Annotated in this window: 11 protein-coding genes; 2 read left to right on the forward strand and 9 right to left on the reverse strand. The window is 50.9% G+C overall.

Features of this window, described 5'->3' with window-relative positions; genetic code table 11:
* Positions 1-43 precede the first annotated feature (43 nt).
* The 4 genes from P2W70_RS32640 to thrS form a co-directional block, all read right to left on the reverse strand.
* On the reverse strand, positions 44-424 hold the full coding sequence (locus P2W70_RS32640; protein WP_276485812.1) for a transmembrane 220 family protein: 381 nt from the start codon (positions 422-424) through the stop codon (positions 44-46).
* Between the two features lie 21 nt (positions 425-445).
* On the reverse strand, positions 446-787 hold the full coding sequence (locus tag P2W70_RS32645; RefSeq protein ID WP_276485813.1) for an MmcQ/YjbR family DNA-binding protein: 342 nt from the start codon (positions 785-787) through the stop codon (positions 446-448).
* A gap of 84 nt (positions 788-871) precedes the next feature.
* The gene (gene infC, locus P2W70_RS32650) at positions 872-1,465 is read right to left on the reverse strand and encodes a translation initiation factor IF-3 (protein WP_276485814.1); all 594 of its coding nucleotides are present in this window, start codon (positions 1,463-1,465) and stop codon (positions 872-874) included.
* Between the two features lie 152 nt (positions 1,466-1,617).
* Entirely contained in the window at positions 1,618-3,558 is a 1,941-nt protein-coding gene (gene thrS, locus P2W70_RS32655; RefSeq protein WP_276485816.1) for a threonine--tRNA ligase, read from the reverse strand.
* 236 nt (positions 3,559-3,794) lie between these two features.
* On the opposite strand from thrS, the gene P2W70_RS32660 reads away from it, so the two are divergent.
* Together P2W70_RS32660 and P2W70_RS32665 are read left to right on the forward strand one after the other, a co-directional pair.
* Positions 3,795-4,979, forward strand: a complete 1,185-nt coding sequence (locus P2W70_RS32660; RefSeq protein ID WP_276485817.1) for a hypothetical protein — start codon at positions 3,795-3,797, stop codon at positions 4,977-4,979.
* A gap of 290 nt (positions 4,980-5,269) precedes the next feature.
* Complete coding sequence (locus P2W70_RS32665) at positions 5,270-6,115, forward strand: hypothetical protein (protein WP_276485818.1); 846 nt, start codon at positions 5,270-5,272, stop codon at positions 6,113-6,115.
* A gap of 129 nt (positions 6,116-6,244) precedes the next feature.
* Here P2W70_RS32665 and P2W70_RS32670 read toward each other — a convergent pair whose 3' ends face one another.
* From P2W70_RS32670 to P2W70_RS32690, 5 genes are all read right to left on the reverse strand, one after another.
* Positions 6,245-7,816, reverse strand: coding sequence for a M20/M25/M40 family metallo-hydrolase (locus P2W70_RS32670; protein WP_276485819.1), 1,572 nt, complete (start codon positions 7,814-7,816; stop codon positions 6,245-6,247).
* Between the two features lie 230 nt (positions 7,817-8,046).
* The gene (locus P2W70_RS32675; protein WP_276485820.1) at positions 8,047-10,332 is read right to left on the reverse strand and encodes an FAD-dependent oxidoreductase; all 2,286 of its coding nucleotides are present in this window, start codon (positions 10,330-10,332) and stop codon (positions 8,047-8,049) included.
* Positions 10,333-10,380: 48 nt separating this feature from the next.
* Positions 10,381-13,209, reverse strand: a complete 2,829-nt coding sequence (locus tag P2W70_RS32680) for a glycoside hydrolase family protein (RefSeq protein WP_276485821.1) — start codon at positions 13,207-13,209, stop codon at positions 10,381-10,383.
* Between the two features lie 6 nt (positions 13,210-13,215).
* Positions 13,216-15,081, reverse strand: coding sequence for a glycoside hydrolase family 97 protein (locus tag P2W70_RS32685; protein WP_276485822.1), 1,866 nt, complete (start codon positions 15,079-15,081; stop codon positions 13,216-13,218).
* A 103-nt stretch (positions 15,082-15,184) separates the two neighbouring features.
* Positions 15,185-16,594 (reverse strand): SGNH/GDSL hydrolase family protein, encoded by a 1,410-nt coding sequence (locus tag P2W70_RS32690; RefSeq protein WP_276485823.1) that lies wholly within the window; start codon positions 16,592-16,594, stop codon positions 15,185-15,187.
* Positions 16,595-16,622: the final 28 nt, after the last annotated feature.

Consider the following 16,622-nt stretch of genomic DNA (forward strand, 5'->3'; position numbering starts at 1 on the left):
CGTCTGCCACACTATCGGGAATGGTCAATAGCACAGTCAGTCATCACACCTTTTTCAATTTTCTCTTCGCGTAATAGTAGTCGATGATCAGCACAATGTTCAGGATCATCAGTCCAAAAAACTCCCGGGTATCTTCAATCCAGGGCGTGGAGGCTTTCATGCTTTGTGCAATATTCTCCGCCTGGTGTTCGGTGAGCCAGTCCCATACGCCATTTTTTTCGGTGAACAGGAAAATGGCGTAGATGGTAAAAACAGCGAACCCAAACAGGTAAGCCTTGGGATAGTACTTTCCGCGGAAAGCGAGCCAGCATAACACGGCGCCATAACCGTAAATAGGGATCCACACATACGGATCGGGATCATTGTATTGCAAGGCTGCACTGACGACGAAGAGCAGACAAAAAAGCAGGTTGAAGATCTTCATAACACAATATAGGAATAATGATTACAGGCCATATTCGGCCTTTACCTTTTTGGGCAGTTTGTCACGGATGAGTTCATACGATTGCCGCAGCAACAGCGCTACTTCTTTCTTGCCTACCTTCTCCGGTTGCGTCACCGTCACCCATCTGGCCCGGGCCAGGTAAGGTGCCGGCATAAAGCCGTCCGTACCGGATAGTTCTTCAAACTGATCATCGGGCACTTTGAAGGAGATACGCCCATCATCGAGGCCAAACAGGCAGAACATCTTTTTGGCCACCATAAAGCACAGGGATTGCTCCCATTTCACTTCCTCTTCCGTAGCTGGCCAGGCCAGGCAATGTTGCTGCAACCATTCGAGTTCCATAAATGGCTGTTTTAAGGTAGTACCGTGTAATAAAAAAGCATCCTGCGGCCTACGCAGGATGCTTTGTCGTATCGTATCGGAAGACTAGCCCTCTTTGGCGTCTTTCTTCTTCTTTTGACTCTTCGGTGCGATGATCATCAGCATACGCTTTCCTTCCAGTTTGGGCATGCCCTCGGGCTGTCCGCTTTCTGCCAGGCGCTCTGCAAATTTCAGCAATACGAGCTCTCCGCGCTCTTTGAACATGATGGCGCGGCCTTTGAACTGCACATACGCTTTCACCTTGTTGCCCTCTTTGAGGAAGGTTTCTGCGTGACGTGCTTTGAAATCAAAGTCATGGTCATCTGTACCAGGCGTAAAACGGATCTCTTTTACTTCGGCCGTTTTACTGTTGGCCTTCATCTCCTTTTCCTTCTTCTTCTTCTCGTACAGGAATTTATTATAATCGATGATCTTACAAACCGGTGGATCAGCCTGCGGTGAAATCTCTACCAGGTCCAGCCCCTGTTCCTGCGCCATCTTTTGCGCTTCCTGGGTAGAATAAACACCTACTGTTACGTTGTCGCCAACCAAACGCACCTGTGGTACGCGGATCATGTGGTTGGTACGATGTTCTTGTTGTTGTTCCTTTCTGAAACGTGGATTGAATGCACCTCTTGGAGGTCTCGGTGGAAATGCCATTTACAATTTTTACGTGAATAATTTACAATACCGGCGTATTTACTTTTGGGTTTTCACTGCCTCAGTCTGCCGGCGACTGGCTGCAGGCCCGGCGATGGCCGGAATGTTTTTATGAGTACGATGCTTATAAACTCGTTGCGACTACATTTATTTTACTCCCCTCTTCTTTCTTTGATCTCGGCGGTCAGTTCTTTAATGAACTCATCAACGCTTTTAGATCCCAGATCACCCTTACCCTGACGGCGGATGGAGGCCGAACCATCGTTCATTTCCTTCTCTCCTACTACCAACATATAAGGTACTTTCATCAACTCGGTATCGCGAATCTTCTTACCGATCTTCTCGTTGCGGTCGTCGACCTCACCACGAATATCTGCATTTTTCAGCGATTCTAAAATACTATTTGCGTAGGGCAGGAACTTATCCGAAATCGGTAAAACCTTTACCTGTACGGGTGCCAGCCAGGCCGGGAACTTTCCGGCATAGTGCTCGAGCAGGAAGCCGATGAACCGTTCGTGGGTACCCAGGGGCGCCCGGTGAATGATCAGCGGCACTTCGGGTGCGTTGTCCTTGTTGGTAAACTCTAGCCCAAAGCGGCGGCCCTGCGCAAAATCCACCTGGTTGGTGGCCAGGGTAAACTCACGGCCGATGGTGCTCCAGATCTGAACGTCGATCTTGGGGCCGTAGAAGGCGCCCTCGTCGGGTACTTCGATGTAAGGAATATTCGATTCCTTCAGTACTTGGCGTACCATTTCCTCGGTTTCCAACCACAATTCAGGCTCATTGATGTACTTCTGGCCCAGCTTGGAAGGCTCGTGCAGCGACAGGCGCATCACGTATTTCTCAATGCCAAAGATCCTAAAGTACTTGATATACATATCGTTAACAGCCCTGAACTCATCAGCAAACTGTTCGCGGGTGCAATAGATATGCGCGTCGTTCATGTGCAAACACCGTACCCGCATCAGCCCAAACAGCTCTCCACTTTGCTCATAGCGGTAGCAGGTACCGTATTCCGCCAGGCGGAGAGGCAGTTCCTTATAGCTTCTGTGCTCGGCAGAGAAGATCTTGTGGTGGTGGGGACAGTTCATGGCCTTCAGGTAGTATTTGGTACCGTCCAGTTCCATGGGCGGATACATACTGTCCTGATAATAAGGCAAGTGTCCACTGGTGAGGTACATACTCTCCTTGGCGATATGGGGCGTTACCACCCTTTTGTAGCCACCCTTGGTTTCTGTTTCCTTGGCCAGCTTTTCCAGCTCCTCGATGATGATGGTTCCGTTGGGCATCCACAGGGGCAAACCAGGACCTACATCATCATCCATGGTGAAGATCCCCAGTTCCTTACCCAGTTTGCGGTGGTCGCGTTTTTTGGCTTCCTCCAGCAGGGTCAGGTATTCGTCCAGCTCTTTTTGAGAGGGGAAGGTAACCCCGTAGATGCGGGTCAGCATCTTGTTGTTGGAGTCGTTTTTCCAGTACGCACCGGCGATATTGGTCAGTTTGATGGCCTTGATCGGTCCGGTACTGGGAATATGCGGTCCACGGCAGAGATCAGTGAAATTACCCTGTGTGTAGAAGGTGATCTCGCCGTCATTCAGGCCGCTGAGCAGGTCGAGCTTGTACTCGTCGCCCTTGCCGGTAAAATATTCGATCGCTTCCGCCTTGGGCATGGCCTTGCGGATATAGCTATTGTTTTGTTTGGCCAGCTCGGTCATTTTTTTCTCGAGCTTGCTCAGGTCCTCTTCGGTAACCTGGCGACCGCCGAGGTCGATATCGTAATAGAAACCTGGTTGTTTTTCCAAAGCAGGGCCCACCCAGAATTTGGCACCCGGGAACATATCTTCCACGGCTTCCGCCATGAGGTGGGCGGAGGAATGCCAGAACGTGTTTTTACCACCGTCTTCATTCCACGTCAGCAGTTTCAGTGAAGCGTCTTCCGTGATGGGCCGTGTAGCGTCCCATACCTGTCCATTTATTTCTGCTGCCAGTACTTTTCTGGCCAGTCCTTCACTGATCGATTTGGCGATGTCCAAAGCGGAAACGCCCGCTTCGTACTCCCGCACTGCTCCGTCCGGTAATGTAATCTTGATCATTTTGATAAGTGCCGTTTCTGTTTTCGGTTTATATAACAAGCGGTATGAGGTAACTGTTCGTATCGATGGGAATGGCGGCGTCCAACATTTATTTGAATCGCGTATCTTCGGCCGTACTCCTGTTATCTCATATCCGAAAGACCGCAAATTTAACGAACTTTTGCAGACCGCGACATACGATATTTGTCGTAATAAAAGAAGAATTTAACTAATTTGCCACCGTGAGGTGTTTATTCATGAAGCGATTTCTACTATTTGCATTATGTTTTGCCAGCCTTTCCCTTGCCGCTCAGGATCTGACAGGTATCTGGCGGGGCGGATTCAGGACAACGGGGCAGGCCAGGTTGATGGAGGTGCTGGGAGCAGACGAGCGGTACAAATTTGAAGTACAGCTCGATCAAAAAGGCAAGCGGTTTGAAGGTGTTACGTATTCTTACCTGACCACTGTTTTTTACGGCAAGGCCACTTGCCAGGGCACGGTGAATCCCACTACCAGCAAAGTTTTACTGGAAGAGATCAAGATTGTCGAGCAACGCATGAGTGCAGGCAGCAGCATCTGCATCATGACGCTCTTTTTACAATATTCCAAAGTAGGTGACGAAGAGTTCCTCGAAGGCACTTACTCCAGCATCAAAACAAGCGATTCGACCGACTGTGGCCGCGGAACCGTCTTCCTCCGCAAGGTGCCTACCTCCGACTTTTACAAAGAGCCTTTCCTGGTAGAGCGGGAAAAGAAAGGGATCAAACCGCCGCCACCCGTGGCAAAAAAGCCAGATAGCGCTGTCGTGAAAAAGACAACACCGGTCACGAAACCGACAACGCCGGTGAAGAAGCCTACTACCACGGTACCACCCACTACCGTAAAGAAACCGGTAACGCCGCCACCAGCGACCGTGAAGAAACCAACGACCACCACACCGGCCAAGAAACCAACACCAATACCCAACCCACCAGTCGCCCAAAAACAGGTCGAGGTAAAACCGTCACCGAACGTGAAGATCGACTCGGCCAATAAACCGGAAAAACCCGTTATTGCAGTGGCCCCGGTACCAACGCCGAAAATATTGCTGACGCGCGAAAATGAACTGGCCAAGACCATCATTACCGGTGCCAACCAGATCACTTTGCGGATCTATGACAATGGCAGTGTAGATGGCGATACCATTTCGGTATATGTCGACAAGAAACTGGTATTGTCGAAAAAGCGGTTGACTGAAAAGGCCATCACACTCACCCTCGACCTGAGTGAAGACCTACCCTACCACGAATTGGTGATGGTGGCCGAAAACCTCGGTGAGATCCCTCCAAACACATCATTGATGATCGTGGATGCGGGCAAAAAGCAATACGAGGTCCGGATCACCTCCACCGAACAAAAGAATGCGATGGTGATCTTCCGGTTTGACAAATCGGTGCCTTAATAAAATCATTGAGCCTAGTAAGCCCGGTAGCAACAGCGCCGGGCTTTTTTATTGGCATCAGTATCACCAAACCACATTTGTCAACAACACAAGCCTTCCACTCCCCTGCCAGCTTCGCAAGTAGCACTATATACATGGTGGTGATGTTGTGCGGTGTTATTCCGGTGTCAATGGAGCGACTGCCTGGCGGGTAATTACATCGTATTCCGAAAGCTTACTGACACGATGCCGTTCACATAAAATTGAACAGGCAGATCGTAATAAATCTTAATTTCCAATAAAATCCCCTGATGCGTTTTATTCTCCTGTCCTTTTTGGTACTATGCAGTAGTGCGCTTGCGGCACAATCCCTCACCGGCATCTGGCGCGGAAAGCGTACGCAGGGTTCACAAGGTTGTTTTCCTGAATACTTTCTGGAGTTACACATCACCTGGTCAAACGAGACGAGTTTCATGGGCAACGCGTACAGTTTTGTCAACGAAAAACAGTATACCAAAGTCAATTTTACCGGCAAATTCAACCCGCTCAATAAACGCATGGTGATCACAGAAAGTGCCGTATTGCAATACAGCGTGCCGGATCATTGCATACCCTGTATCAAAATATACGACCTTACCTGGTCGAAGAATGGCAAACAGGAAGTGCTGGTGGGCGATTGGACCGGGCATGAGATGGGTAATAACAATCCTTGTCCGCCGGGCAAGATCACCCTCAACCGCGAAACGGTGCCCACCTTCCCCGTCGACCTCTACCAAAGTGACACGTTGCTGAAATTGCAAAAGAACTTCCGGTTGCAAGACCGGGAAAAGGAAGTGGTACAAACCATCGAGATCGATACTCCAGCCATCAAGATCGAACTGTACGACAACGCAGAGATCGACGACGATACCGTGAGCATCTTCGTCAACAACACGCTGCTGCTCCACAAAAAACGACTGACCGACCGGGCGCTGCCGGTCACCTTCAATGCATTTCCCGGAACAGACTACGAGTTGATGATGTATGCGGAAAACCTTGGCCGCATCCCACCGAATACGGCGTTGATGGTCATCACGGCCGGCAAAAAACGATACGAGGTCAGACTATCGTCGAGCGAGCAAAAAAGTGCCGTAGTGAAGTTCAGGTATTTGAAGTGAAGGCAGCCTGGCATATAGGCAACGAGAAAAAGGATAGCTATCATCTATTTAACCTTGCTAATAAGACAAATGCCCCGCTCTCGCGGGGCATTGTTGTGTTTGCGTCGGTCCTATAGCCGAAAAGTTGGATTAGAAACCTTGTCTTCCGCCACCTTGTTGGCTAGCCGGCTTGCGTGGTAATTTCTCATCACGCTGAGCGGCATGGTACACGAAAGAAGCGATCACGGTAGCAGCCTGTTTCAGGTCATCTGCCTGCAGGTGATCGTAAGAGTCCATATTGGTATGGTGCGTACGGGTATTGTATTCGATCTCATCCTGTATGAACTGGAAGCCGGGTAAGCCGATACCATCAAACGACTGGTGGTCGGTACCACCGGTGTTCTGCAGGGTGACGGTTGTTGCGCCGAGGTCCTTGAAGGGCTCGAGCCATTTGGCAAAGATGGGCTTTACCCCTTCGTTGCCCTGAAGGTACACGCCCCGTACTTTACCCGTTCCATTGTCGAGGTTAAAATAGGCAGATACCTTATCTCCTTCAACATTATAGCGGCGGGTAGTCGTATCAGTAAAGTGATTGCGTACATAGTTGCGTGAACCATGCAAACCTTGCTCTTCCCCACCCCACAAAGCGATCCGAATGGTACGGCGTGGTTGAATGTTCAGCACTTTCAGGATGCGGATGGCTTCCATCATGACGGCACAGCCTGCTGCATTGTCCGTAGCACCCACAGAACCATGCCAGGAGTCGAGGTGACCACCGAGCATGACCAGTTCTTCTTTCAGTTTGGGATCGGTGCCTTTGATCTCGGCGATCACATTGTACCCTTTGAGGTCACTGGTGTAGAACTTCGATTTTACGTCAACATCGATCTTGACGGGGATATTAGCCGCTACCAGTCTCTGCAGCGACATATAATCTTCGTAAGCCAGCATGATATCCAGGAAATTCTCGGGGCTGCCGCCAACATAAGCGCCACCACCTTGTACAAACAGGGTACCATCACGACCGCGGGGGCTGGTGCTCAGCAGGGCAATAGCGCCTTCTGCTTTGGCCATTTCGCGGATCTTGGCCTGCAGGGCTGCTGCCGCGCCAAAGTTACCACGACCGCCGGGGCCACCAGGACCACCAGGACGGTTGGCCGCTGGCTGGGGCGTCCAGGCTGCCATCTTCGCCAGTTCTTCGTCGGTATGACGACCCGCATCGGCCTTATACGTAGGCTTCAGGGTATCGGTACGGGGCACTAGCAGGAGTTTGCCTTTCAATTTACCCTTGTATTTTTCGAGGTCGGTAGAGTCCTTCACGTTGAAGAGGATCACCTCCGCATTTTTAAGCCCCTTGGTACTGGAGGTCCAGGTTTTGGGAAATGCGATCAGCGGACGATAGTAAGGCGCCGTCATCGCTACGTATGACTTTTCCAACTCCCATCCTTTACCCCAATCGCCCCAGGCTTCGAGCTTGGCGTCGGCTGCCCCGAATTTGGTCAGTTCGGCCTTGGCCCAATTGGCGGCCCGCAGGTAACCGGGAGAGTTGTTGAGACGGGGACCGCTTACCTCGGTGAGGTAAAAGACGATGTCCATCACTTTGGAGTTGTTGAGCCCTTCCTGGCGGATCTTTTGCACCATGGCATCATCGAGCTTTTCGGACTGCGCGAAGGCCATGTACCCTGCCAGCAAGGTGGAACAGGTGAACAGTAGTTTTCTCATGAACAATAAAAATTTATGGTTGGACGCGAAAAGTAGGGGTTTCCTGCTGTAAACCCCGATGCCAATGCGATAATTTGTACCTGGCCGGGATGGGCGGCGAGGACCAGGCCCCCATCGCCATCCATAATAAATATTTACCATGCGCCAGGTAATCGGCAACATACACACCAAAAAAACCGGCGGACGCTTTCAAAGCAGCACGCCGGTTCATAAAAGAAGTTCATTATTTACTAGCCATAACACCGTACCCCAAACAAAGCAGCAGGTACGTCGGCAGAAGGATGATCGAGTTCGATGATCAGCTTTTCAACCGCCACCGGTTTCTCCAATTTGATCTTGTTATGGGTGCGGTAGTTGCCATTTACTGCAGCCAATAGCTGTCCCGATTCATTCTTGATACGATAATTCCTTACACAGAATGGCATCACGGTTTCCGGATGGTGCATCAGCACAGATTCCAGGGGATGATCATAGTCTGCATCAAAAAAAAGATCGATACTATTGATGGTTTGAGGGGTGCCCCATCCGATGCTTAGCCTCGGATGAGGATCCTTCCAGTCTGCCACCCAGGCATTGGGGCGATCAGTAGGCCGATCGATTCCATTGCGGATATTGTCGATTCCAAAAGCATTCAATGCAGCAGTGTATTTGAAAGCGATATTGTGCCCCTCCGGCCTGCGCTGCGGACACCAGAACTCGAAAGTATCCATACCGATATCTTCAGGTGGCGTCTGCTTGCCATAATTGGAAACTGCTTTGTTGATGGTATTGAAAACAGATAATATCCCTGTTACTCTTTTACTGGTATGATGCAACTGGACCAGCGGGTTCTTCATAATGGTCAGAAATGCATAACCTGGTTTTTCCATAACGGCGTCGAATGCGATCTGCAAACAATTGCGGCCGGGTTGTATAGCAAGAACCTGCTTTGCCAGGCTGATATCCGGCGTGTGATTACCCTGCTTACTGCTGATGCGCAATTCTAGTTCCAGCTGCGTCTCGGTTTCCGATTGCACATGAATGACAAAGGGAGCTACTTCGCCAGCCTCCAGCGGTACCATTTGCGCAAGAGAAAGCGTCAGCGGCTTCAGAAAACCTTCTTCCGGCAGTTCCTGCAATACCAGTTCACTGCTCGCCTCGATGGTGGCGATCTGCACTTTATCAGCCTTGTCAACGAGGGCTAGTCCGGGAATATATTGACCTGTTTGCTGCAGGCGCTGTTGCAACGCGCCAATTCTGCCCTTTTGAATGATCTCCGCAGGCAACAGCCCTTCTTCTTTACACAGCGCAGCCGCCATACCTACGGCTTGCGAAGCATAAGCAGCGGTGGCCATTACCCGGGTAGAACCAAAAGCGACATGCGAAGCACTAATGATTCGCCCGCCCAGGAAAAGGTTGCTGATATTCCGGCTGTACAGGCAGCGATAAGGGATCTGGTAAATCCCTTTGGCGTGCCATTGGTTGCAACCGGGTTTTTCACTGAATACACCGTCGGCCGGGTGAAGATCGATACTCCAGCCACCAAAAGCTACCGCATCTTCATGCGTCCGTTGCTCAACGATATCCTGTTGTATCAGCATATAGTCGCCTTCAAACCGGCGGCTTTCCCGTTTGCCGGGGATCGTACCCACCCATTCGAGCGTGAGATTGGCCGCCTCCGGAAAGGCGCCTGAGTTTTTGATATGGTTCCATACGCCATAGATCACTTTCCAAAGCTCCCATTTGATCTGTTCGGTATCGTGCACCGTGTCCAACCGTCCACCATACTCGATCCACCAAAGCTTACACCCAAACTCCTGTGCATTGAATGATTTGAAACGAGGTATCTGGGCAATATCCTTCAGTGCAAAGGCAGGCGGTACAAAATTGACCGGACGGCCCGTATCCTTACTATAGAAATACAAAGTATGTCCGAGCAGTTCTCCGTATTCTTTCGTGGGCGCAAACAGCTCGCCAAACTCCTCCATACTTTCCGCCCCCATGCGAAAAGCAGCACCGGACAGGAAACCCACTACCCCATCGCCCGAAGCATCACAAAACAAGGGCGCAGACAACACATATTCTGTCTGGTTTTGACTGCAGAATGCTTTTACCGAGCTGATCTTGTCTGCACTTTCTTTCTCCACATCGTATACCGCCGTATTGAGCAATAACTTGATATTGGATTCATTGACTACTTTATCCAGCAACAGCATGTCCAGGATCACGGCATTACCTTCCGGATTGCGATACGTATTCTCCACCAGAATTTCATCGATCACACCACCTTCACGGGCCCAGCGGTTGTTATTGCCCATATGCGAAGTGGCGCCCAGCACCCACAGCCGCACTTCACTGCTGCTGTTACCGCCCAATACGGGCCTGTCCTGTACAAGTACAACGGTGCAACCTTCCCGTGCAGCGGTAATTGCACAGCAAACACCGGAAAGACCTCCACCTACAACGACCAGGTCTGCCTGAATCTTTTTGTTCATCAACGAGCGCTTGTTTCCTGTACTGTTCTTATCTACTTTCATCGTTACCTGTTATAAATATTTGAATAAGGTTTAATGATAGGTACCTACTCATTTGCCCAGGGTTACCGTTTCCGTTTTCAGCGCTGAGCCATCTACGCCGGTCAGCGAGAGATAGAATTGTACGGTAGCTGCTTGTGCTGCCGGTACTGTAAATTCAAAAGGATAGGCAACATCATCGATCCTGACTTGCTCACCATCCGGTTTAGTACAAAACAAAGTGGCTTTGCTGAACTTATTATCGTCTGCTTCCAGGTACACGAATAACCTTCTGTCGTATTGACCGAGGCGTATCAGCATCGCATGAGTCCCGCCAGGCTTGAGTTTTACATAATCCCTTCCAGCTATTCCGTAATTCGAATTCAACAACGCCTGCTGAAATGATGACCGGATAGCTGCGCCTTCGATGCGCACCGCTGTAAGGCCGTTGGCCGGCACCTGGATCTCGAAGCTGCCATCTTTGATGGCCTGCTGCCGCTGGCCGGTGAATGATTGCACCACACTCCCGTTTCGTAATTGCACACGGGCCGGATCGATACGCACGTTTGTCGTTACTGCTTTGGTCGATTGGTTGGCAAAGGCCAGGTAGAGCGTATTGCCTTTCCGGGCTGCGACATAATTCAACTCGTTACTGGCAATGTTCAGCAACCGGGCAGGCATCCACAACTGCACCTCCTTTTCCGAATAAAAGGTTCCTTTTTGTGCACCATATAATTTGTTCTGCAGATAAGCATACCCTTCCATGTATTCCGACGGAAAATCGATCTGCCCCTTGCTGCGCACGAAAGCATCCGTCACCAGGTAGTCGAGCAACATACTCGCCATCGGTAGAATATGATTGTAATGAAATGAATTCACACTCTGCGCCTTGTGCTCATGCAGGGGAAAGTCAAGCTTTTCATAAGCGGTCGTTCGCTCCGTATTGATGTGATAACCCGGGAAATTACGGTAGCGGCCGATCATGGCTGCCTTGGCCACCTGCACCAGGAAACTGTCTTTGGCATAATAACCCAGCCGCAGCATCCAGGGTGCATAATTCGCCATGAAGATGCCACGGTGACCGGTAGAGGTGCCCGAAGACTCCGGTGTAAGGCCGATCTCCGAAAGCCGCCAGGCCGGCGCCTGTTCTTCCGGGTAGTACATTTGTGTATGCCCCTTTGACCGCAGGTACCAGTACATCGGTGCTTTACCGCCTTTGTTGACGGTAATCAGGCTATCCGGTATCGCCGGACTCATCCAGGTAAACATAGTATAGTTGCGTGCCCCTTCCCTGGCCGACTGCAGGTAACGGTCATTGCCCGTCAGTTCATACAATTGCAGGAACTCGATCCACCGACCGGTAAAAGTGGGCCAGAAGAAATAACCGGTTTGCATGGGATCATTGAAAGCAGTTTGTGGCTGATCGATCCGTTGTGCTATATAGCGGTCTGCACCAGCAACACTGGCCTGCAGGTATTTATTATCGCCGGTGGCTTTATACAACCACATATCGCTGATCCAATTCCTGCCTACCTCTTTGTATTCCATATTGCGCACCCGCGTGGCATGGTATTCTTTTTCAGCCATGGCCAGGAAGAAAGGATTCTTTTTCCCAAACACTTCGTACAGGGCCAGCAATTCGGATATCGGTGCAATAGGTCCTTTCATTTTACGGCTGGGACTTTGGATCTTCTGCGTACTATCCAACGCAAAAAGAAACTTCTCCCGGCTCAGCATAAACTCCATCAGGGGATATGCCCGCTTTTCAAACATCACCGAATCATCGCGCACGATCGCCAGCTCCAGCGGATTCAGGCTCGACACGTTCTTTACGGCGCCCGGGACATCGGTACTATAGGCACAGCCTTTAAGGCTGTCGATGAACCAGGCATAATGCGACAAGGAATAATCCACCATATTGTCCAGCGCTGTATTCAGCGAAGCGATATCGTTTTGCCTGTAGTCCCGGAAACCGAAAACTGTTCTGGCCAGTTGCTCATAAGTCTGGTTGACCGTCATCGGCGACACGACCAGGTAACAACTGAAATCGAACGACTGGCCTGGCTCCATTTTCGATTGATAGCCCCCAGGCAACGGTGCATAGATCTGTGGCTGCAATTGCTTTTGATCATTGACCAATGCCACACCAAACCGGCTATTGGGTAAGGTAGGCAGCGGTTGAAAAGGCAGTTCTTTGCTCGCCGCCAGTACGCCAATGGTATTGGCACCATCAAAAACCAGCGTCGATGGCAGGGGCGCCATAAAGGCCGGTGTACAATAGGCAGCGTCCGGAATACGCTTTTCCTGCCAGATCAGCGGTTGCCAGATACCAGCTGCCTGGTCAGGCGTAAAGGAAGGAGCGCCCGTGTATCCCACGCTGTAATAACCGGGTTTATGAGGCTTGAAAGAAAAATGCAAAGAAGGGTACGGACCTTTTTCTAACAGGTACGCGGTTAAAGTAAAATCTCCGGTAGCGGGGAATAGAAAAAATATTGTGTCCTGTACTAGTTGAAAGCCTGTAGCCATCAATACCGTACGATCACCGGCATGATATATATTAGCGGTCCTGCCTTCAGCTTTCGTACGCAGGATCCGGTCATCGAAACCATCACCCGCCATGGCAGCACCAACCTTTTTCTGTTTGAAATCATTCCGGCTGCTGTCACTCACTTTCCAGGTGAGTACATTGTATTCTACTTTTTGTAATCCGGCCGGCTTCAATGCCATTCCCGGATCGGTTGCATTATAGAGAATGGTAAATCCCGGTAAGAAACGATAGTCTTTTTTCCCGCTTTTGATGATCAGGTCTTTCTTACCCACGACCACCTGTGCCCGCAACATAATAGCCGGGACATGGGCGACAAGCAATAGCAGGCAATAGCTCAACAATCTTCCTTTCATAACAGATCACTGCTTTATTTGGATCACCAGACCACCGTTGGCCGGCAGGTTGAATGACGATACTGTATTCTTATTGGGTAGCTGCTTTGCGCGCATAAACCCTTTCCCGTCTGCCGCATCGGTGATCACCGTTACCTTGCCCTTTACCGGGCTTCCGGCAAAAGCCGGGTTTAGCTGAAAGGGCATTTCCCGGTCAGTGCCATTGATCACCGCGACATACCAGGTATTACCCTTGCGGCGTGCGAAGGCCGCACAAGTGCCGATATCACTGCCAGGCAGCACAATGGTACTGTCCCAGGTAGTGGGCAATGTATTAAGCAAAGGCAGGATAGGTTTGTATACCGGTTGCCGTAGTAATTCCACCGGATTTTCTGCAATGCACTGAAACGGCGAGTCGAAGAGGTACAACAACGCCAGTTGATGGGTATAGGTGGTATTGGCCCGGTTACTGAAGAAGGCGGGCGTATAGTCGCCATGGCCGCATAATAACCGGGTGAACGGCAACGCCGCATTGTGCCAGGCGGGGATAGGCTCGTTCATGATATTGAGTTCCATACCGCGGATCCCCTCGCGGGTGAGCTCATTGGGATAGGTTGTGCTTTCACCGGTAGGTGCCTGACAGCCATGGAAATTCACCAGCAATTTTCTGGCGGCGCAAGCCCGTAGCAGCCCGATCTCAAAATCGATGAAGCCCTTGTCTTCACTGTTCATGAAATCGGTTTTGATGCCCACTGCCCCACTGCGGCGGATGCTATCGAGAAAAAGGTTTCGCAGCACGGTATCCAGCAGGTCTTTGCTGTGCTTCCATACCCATACCCCTACCTGCTTGTTAGCAGCATAGCGGCTGAGTGAAGTCAGCTCTGCCCACTTATCGGTCCACTTTGTTTCCCAGCCTTCATCGATCAGGGTATATTGGAAACGGAGCTTCGCCGCTGCATCGACGAAGCGCCTTTCCTCGGCAGGCTGCATATAATTTTCTTCGTTGCGCGAGATCCAGCTCCACACAGAAACACCAGGCTTGATCCACGAGCGATCGGCAAAAAGTGTAGCATCGGGAGCGGGATTCAATAACGGAATAACTTTGTTATTGACCAGCTCATCGAGGTTCTTCGCAAACAGGATCACCCGCCAGGGCGTCGATAATTTTTCGCGCACGGTAAAGCCAGCCTCTCCCTCTGTAAAATTCACCTGTACTGTATTGTCACCGACAGCCTTCAGGCGCATACCACTGTAGCCGTACAATGCCGCTTCGGTTACCACCATGTATTTATTGTCCGGCAATGCTGCTACCAGGGGTTTCCCTTGTATCGGCCCCTCTGAGGAGACCGTAGGCAACTTATCGGGCGTTGTTTGCTGCCAAAGACCGGCATAAGATTTCAGTTTCCAGTTGCTGTTCCTTTCAAAATACCAGATACGCGCCTGATCGGGAAATTGAAACGTGGTCAGTTCCTCCTGCACCCGAACGGGTTGCACTCCTGCAGGCCGATAACGGAACGCAAAGCCATTATCGAACAAACGGAAGGTAACTGTGTCGGTCGCTTCCTGTTGGCGTACCAACACCACGTATTCAATACTATGACTATTTACGGGCCGTTCACCCAGCCCAATTAATCTCACCTCACGCATATCCTGCCTGCGGTGAAGCCTGATATCCGACACTTGGGTTCCAACGCTTCTTCCATCTGCCACGATACCGAGGGTTGCCTGTTTCACCAGTACGACATCACCCGCCTTCAAATGATAGCTGAGTTTTCCGTGAGCAAGGTAGAGTTCTGCTTGCAGGGATTGATGAGGACTGGTCAGCCGGATCGGCTCACCGGCCATAGAAAGGCCAGCCAGACATACGAGGACTATGGTAAGCAATACGCGCATAAGTAACAGGTTTCAAATTTAGTCACGACCATGTTTTGCCTATAGCGTCTACGCTATAAAATCAGGCTGGGAACATTCCCAATTCATGGGAATGTTCCCATAGTTACCGGTTCCCGTTCACGGGTTGTAAAGGTTTACCGTTCAGTAATATTTTGCCGAGGTAGAAGACTGTCCTGTCATAGCGGCCGGGGTTGGCCGTAATATCCTGTAGTTGCTTTTCACCCAGTATAGCCCGCTTATCAGCCTTATCCGCAGAGATGCGCACCGTAACCGTATGTTCACCCGGCGCGAGCCGGATGCAGTCAAACTGGCCCCGGTAGCGGTTATTACAGAAGCTGTTAAACCGATTAAGGTATGCAGTCCCACCATCTCTGATGGCGGACACCCTTGTACCTGGCAGTACGCCCGATATCTGCACCGGACGACCATCCACTTCAATTGCCAATTGACCCACTTCAGGGCCACCGATATCGAAGAAGCCAAAGAGGTCGCCGGAGAACCGGAACGTAAATCCAGCGCCGGGTCGTTCTCCTTTCAAGAGGTAAGGGAACCAACCTTTGAAAGAGTTTAGATAGCTACTGTCTGCCGGATCGATCTTTTGCCAGTCCCCTTCAAACCGGGCAATGGATTCCGGGGCATACATGCCGGCGGCTTCCCAGTTACCGGCGATTACCGGAACAGGCAATCCATGTTGCAACTGCCCGGCAGTAGATTGCATGCGCTGCATACTGCGCGCAATAGCGCCTGCATAGAGATCGCCGCCTGCTGACAACGGATGGATCCCATCCACCGAAAAAATCGTTTTTCCCGGTATGGACCGACTATCCGATTTCCAGACCAGCTTATCTTCCTGCTCCAGCATAGCTGGCTGCATACCCAAATGAATAGCCGGTATGCCGTAGTGTGCTGCAATCGAATCAAAACCAGCTATATTATCCGGCACTTTACCGGCTGCGTAGAACGCAGTCTGCCCATTGAACAATGTATAGAGCAGGCAGATGTCGATGGTGGGATCTTCACGGCGGATCTGCCGGATCATACCTTCCAGTCCATCCCGGTAAGCGCCATTTACCGCAAATTCGATAAACACCAGGTCGGGCCGGTATTGCAGCAACTGTTCCCACAACCGGCAGGCACCCAAATCTGTGCCGGTACCCGACACGCCTGCATTGATCGCCTTCATAGGTGTGCGCGGATACATCGACTGGATAAACCGGGCACTACCGGCCCGATAGCCCTGCACCGCCTGGGTGATGCTGCCACCGATATAGCCGATGGTCACTGCTTTCCCGGCAGCTGCCTTCTTAAAAAAATTAGGTAGTCCATCACGTACGGTACATTCCTGTACATTATCGAACGGCAATGGCGTTATCACCCGCACTTCCCTGGCACCGGGGTCAAAGAACAAGGGCGAAGCGCCGGATTGCGAGGCCGCAATCAATTTATCCCTGCTTTCATCGCTGGTCTTATTCACCTGTGCGCAGGCAACGCTGCCCATCACTAATATAGCCATTATGGAACAACAGATCCGCATAAGTATA

Source organism: Paraflavitalea pollutisoli (assembly GCF_029360705.1).
Lineage (GTDB): Bacteria > Bacteroidota > Bacteroidia > Chitinophagales > Chitinophagaceae > Paraflavitalea > Paraflavitalea pollutisoli.

What these genes read in the sequence shown, in the direction of transcription:
- P2W70_RS32640 (WP_276485812.1), bottom strand. Translation starts at nt 424, where the DNA reads ATGAAGATCTTCAACCTGCTTTTTTGTCTGCTCTTCGTCGTCAGTGCA.
- P2W70_RS32645 (WP_276485813.1), bottom strand. Translation starts at nt 787, where the DNA reads ATGGAACTCGAATGGTTGCAGCAACATTGCCTGGCCTGGCCAGCTACG.
- infC (WP_276485814.1), bottom strand. Translation starts at nt 1,465, where the DNA reads ATGGCATTTCCACCGAGACCTCCAAGAGGTGCATTCAATCCACGTTTC.
- thrS (WP_276485816.1), bottom strand. Translation starts at nt 3,558, where the DNA reads ATGATCAAGATTACATTACCGGACGGAGCAGTGCGGGAGTACGAAGCG.
- P2W70_RS32660 (WP_276485817.1), top strand. Translation starts at nt 3,795, where the DNA reads ATGAAGCGATTTCTACTATTTGCATTATGTTTTGCCAGCCTTTCCCTT.
- P2W70_RS32665 (WP_276485818.1), top strand. Translation starts at nt 5,270, where the DNA reads ATGCGTTTTATTCTCCTGTCCTTTTTGGTACTATGCAGTAGTGCGCTT.
- P2W70_RS32670 (WP_276485819.1), bottom strand. Translation starts at nt 7,816, where the DNA reads ATGAGAAAACTACTGTTCACCTGTTCCACCTTGCTGGCAGGGTACATG.
- P2W70_RS32675 (WP_276485820.1), bottom strand. Translation starts at nt 10,332, where the DNA reads ATGAAAGTAGATAAGAACAGTACAGGAAACAAGCGCTCGTTGATGAAC.
- P2W70_RS32680 (WP_276485821.1), bottom strand. Translation starts at nt 13,209, where the DNA reads ATGAAAGGAAGATTGTTGAGCTATTGCCTGCTATTGCTTGTCGCCCAT.
- P2W70_RS32685 (WP_276485822.1), bottom strand. Translation starts at nt 15,081, where the DNA reads ATGCGCGTATTGCTTACCATAGTCCTCGTATGTCTGGCTGGCCTTTCT.
- P2W70_RS32690 (WP_276485823.1), bottom strand. Translation starts at nt 16,594, where the DNA reads ATGGCTATATTAGTGATGGGCAGCGTTGCCTGCGCACAGGTGAATAAG.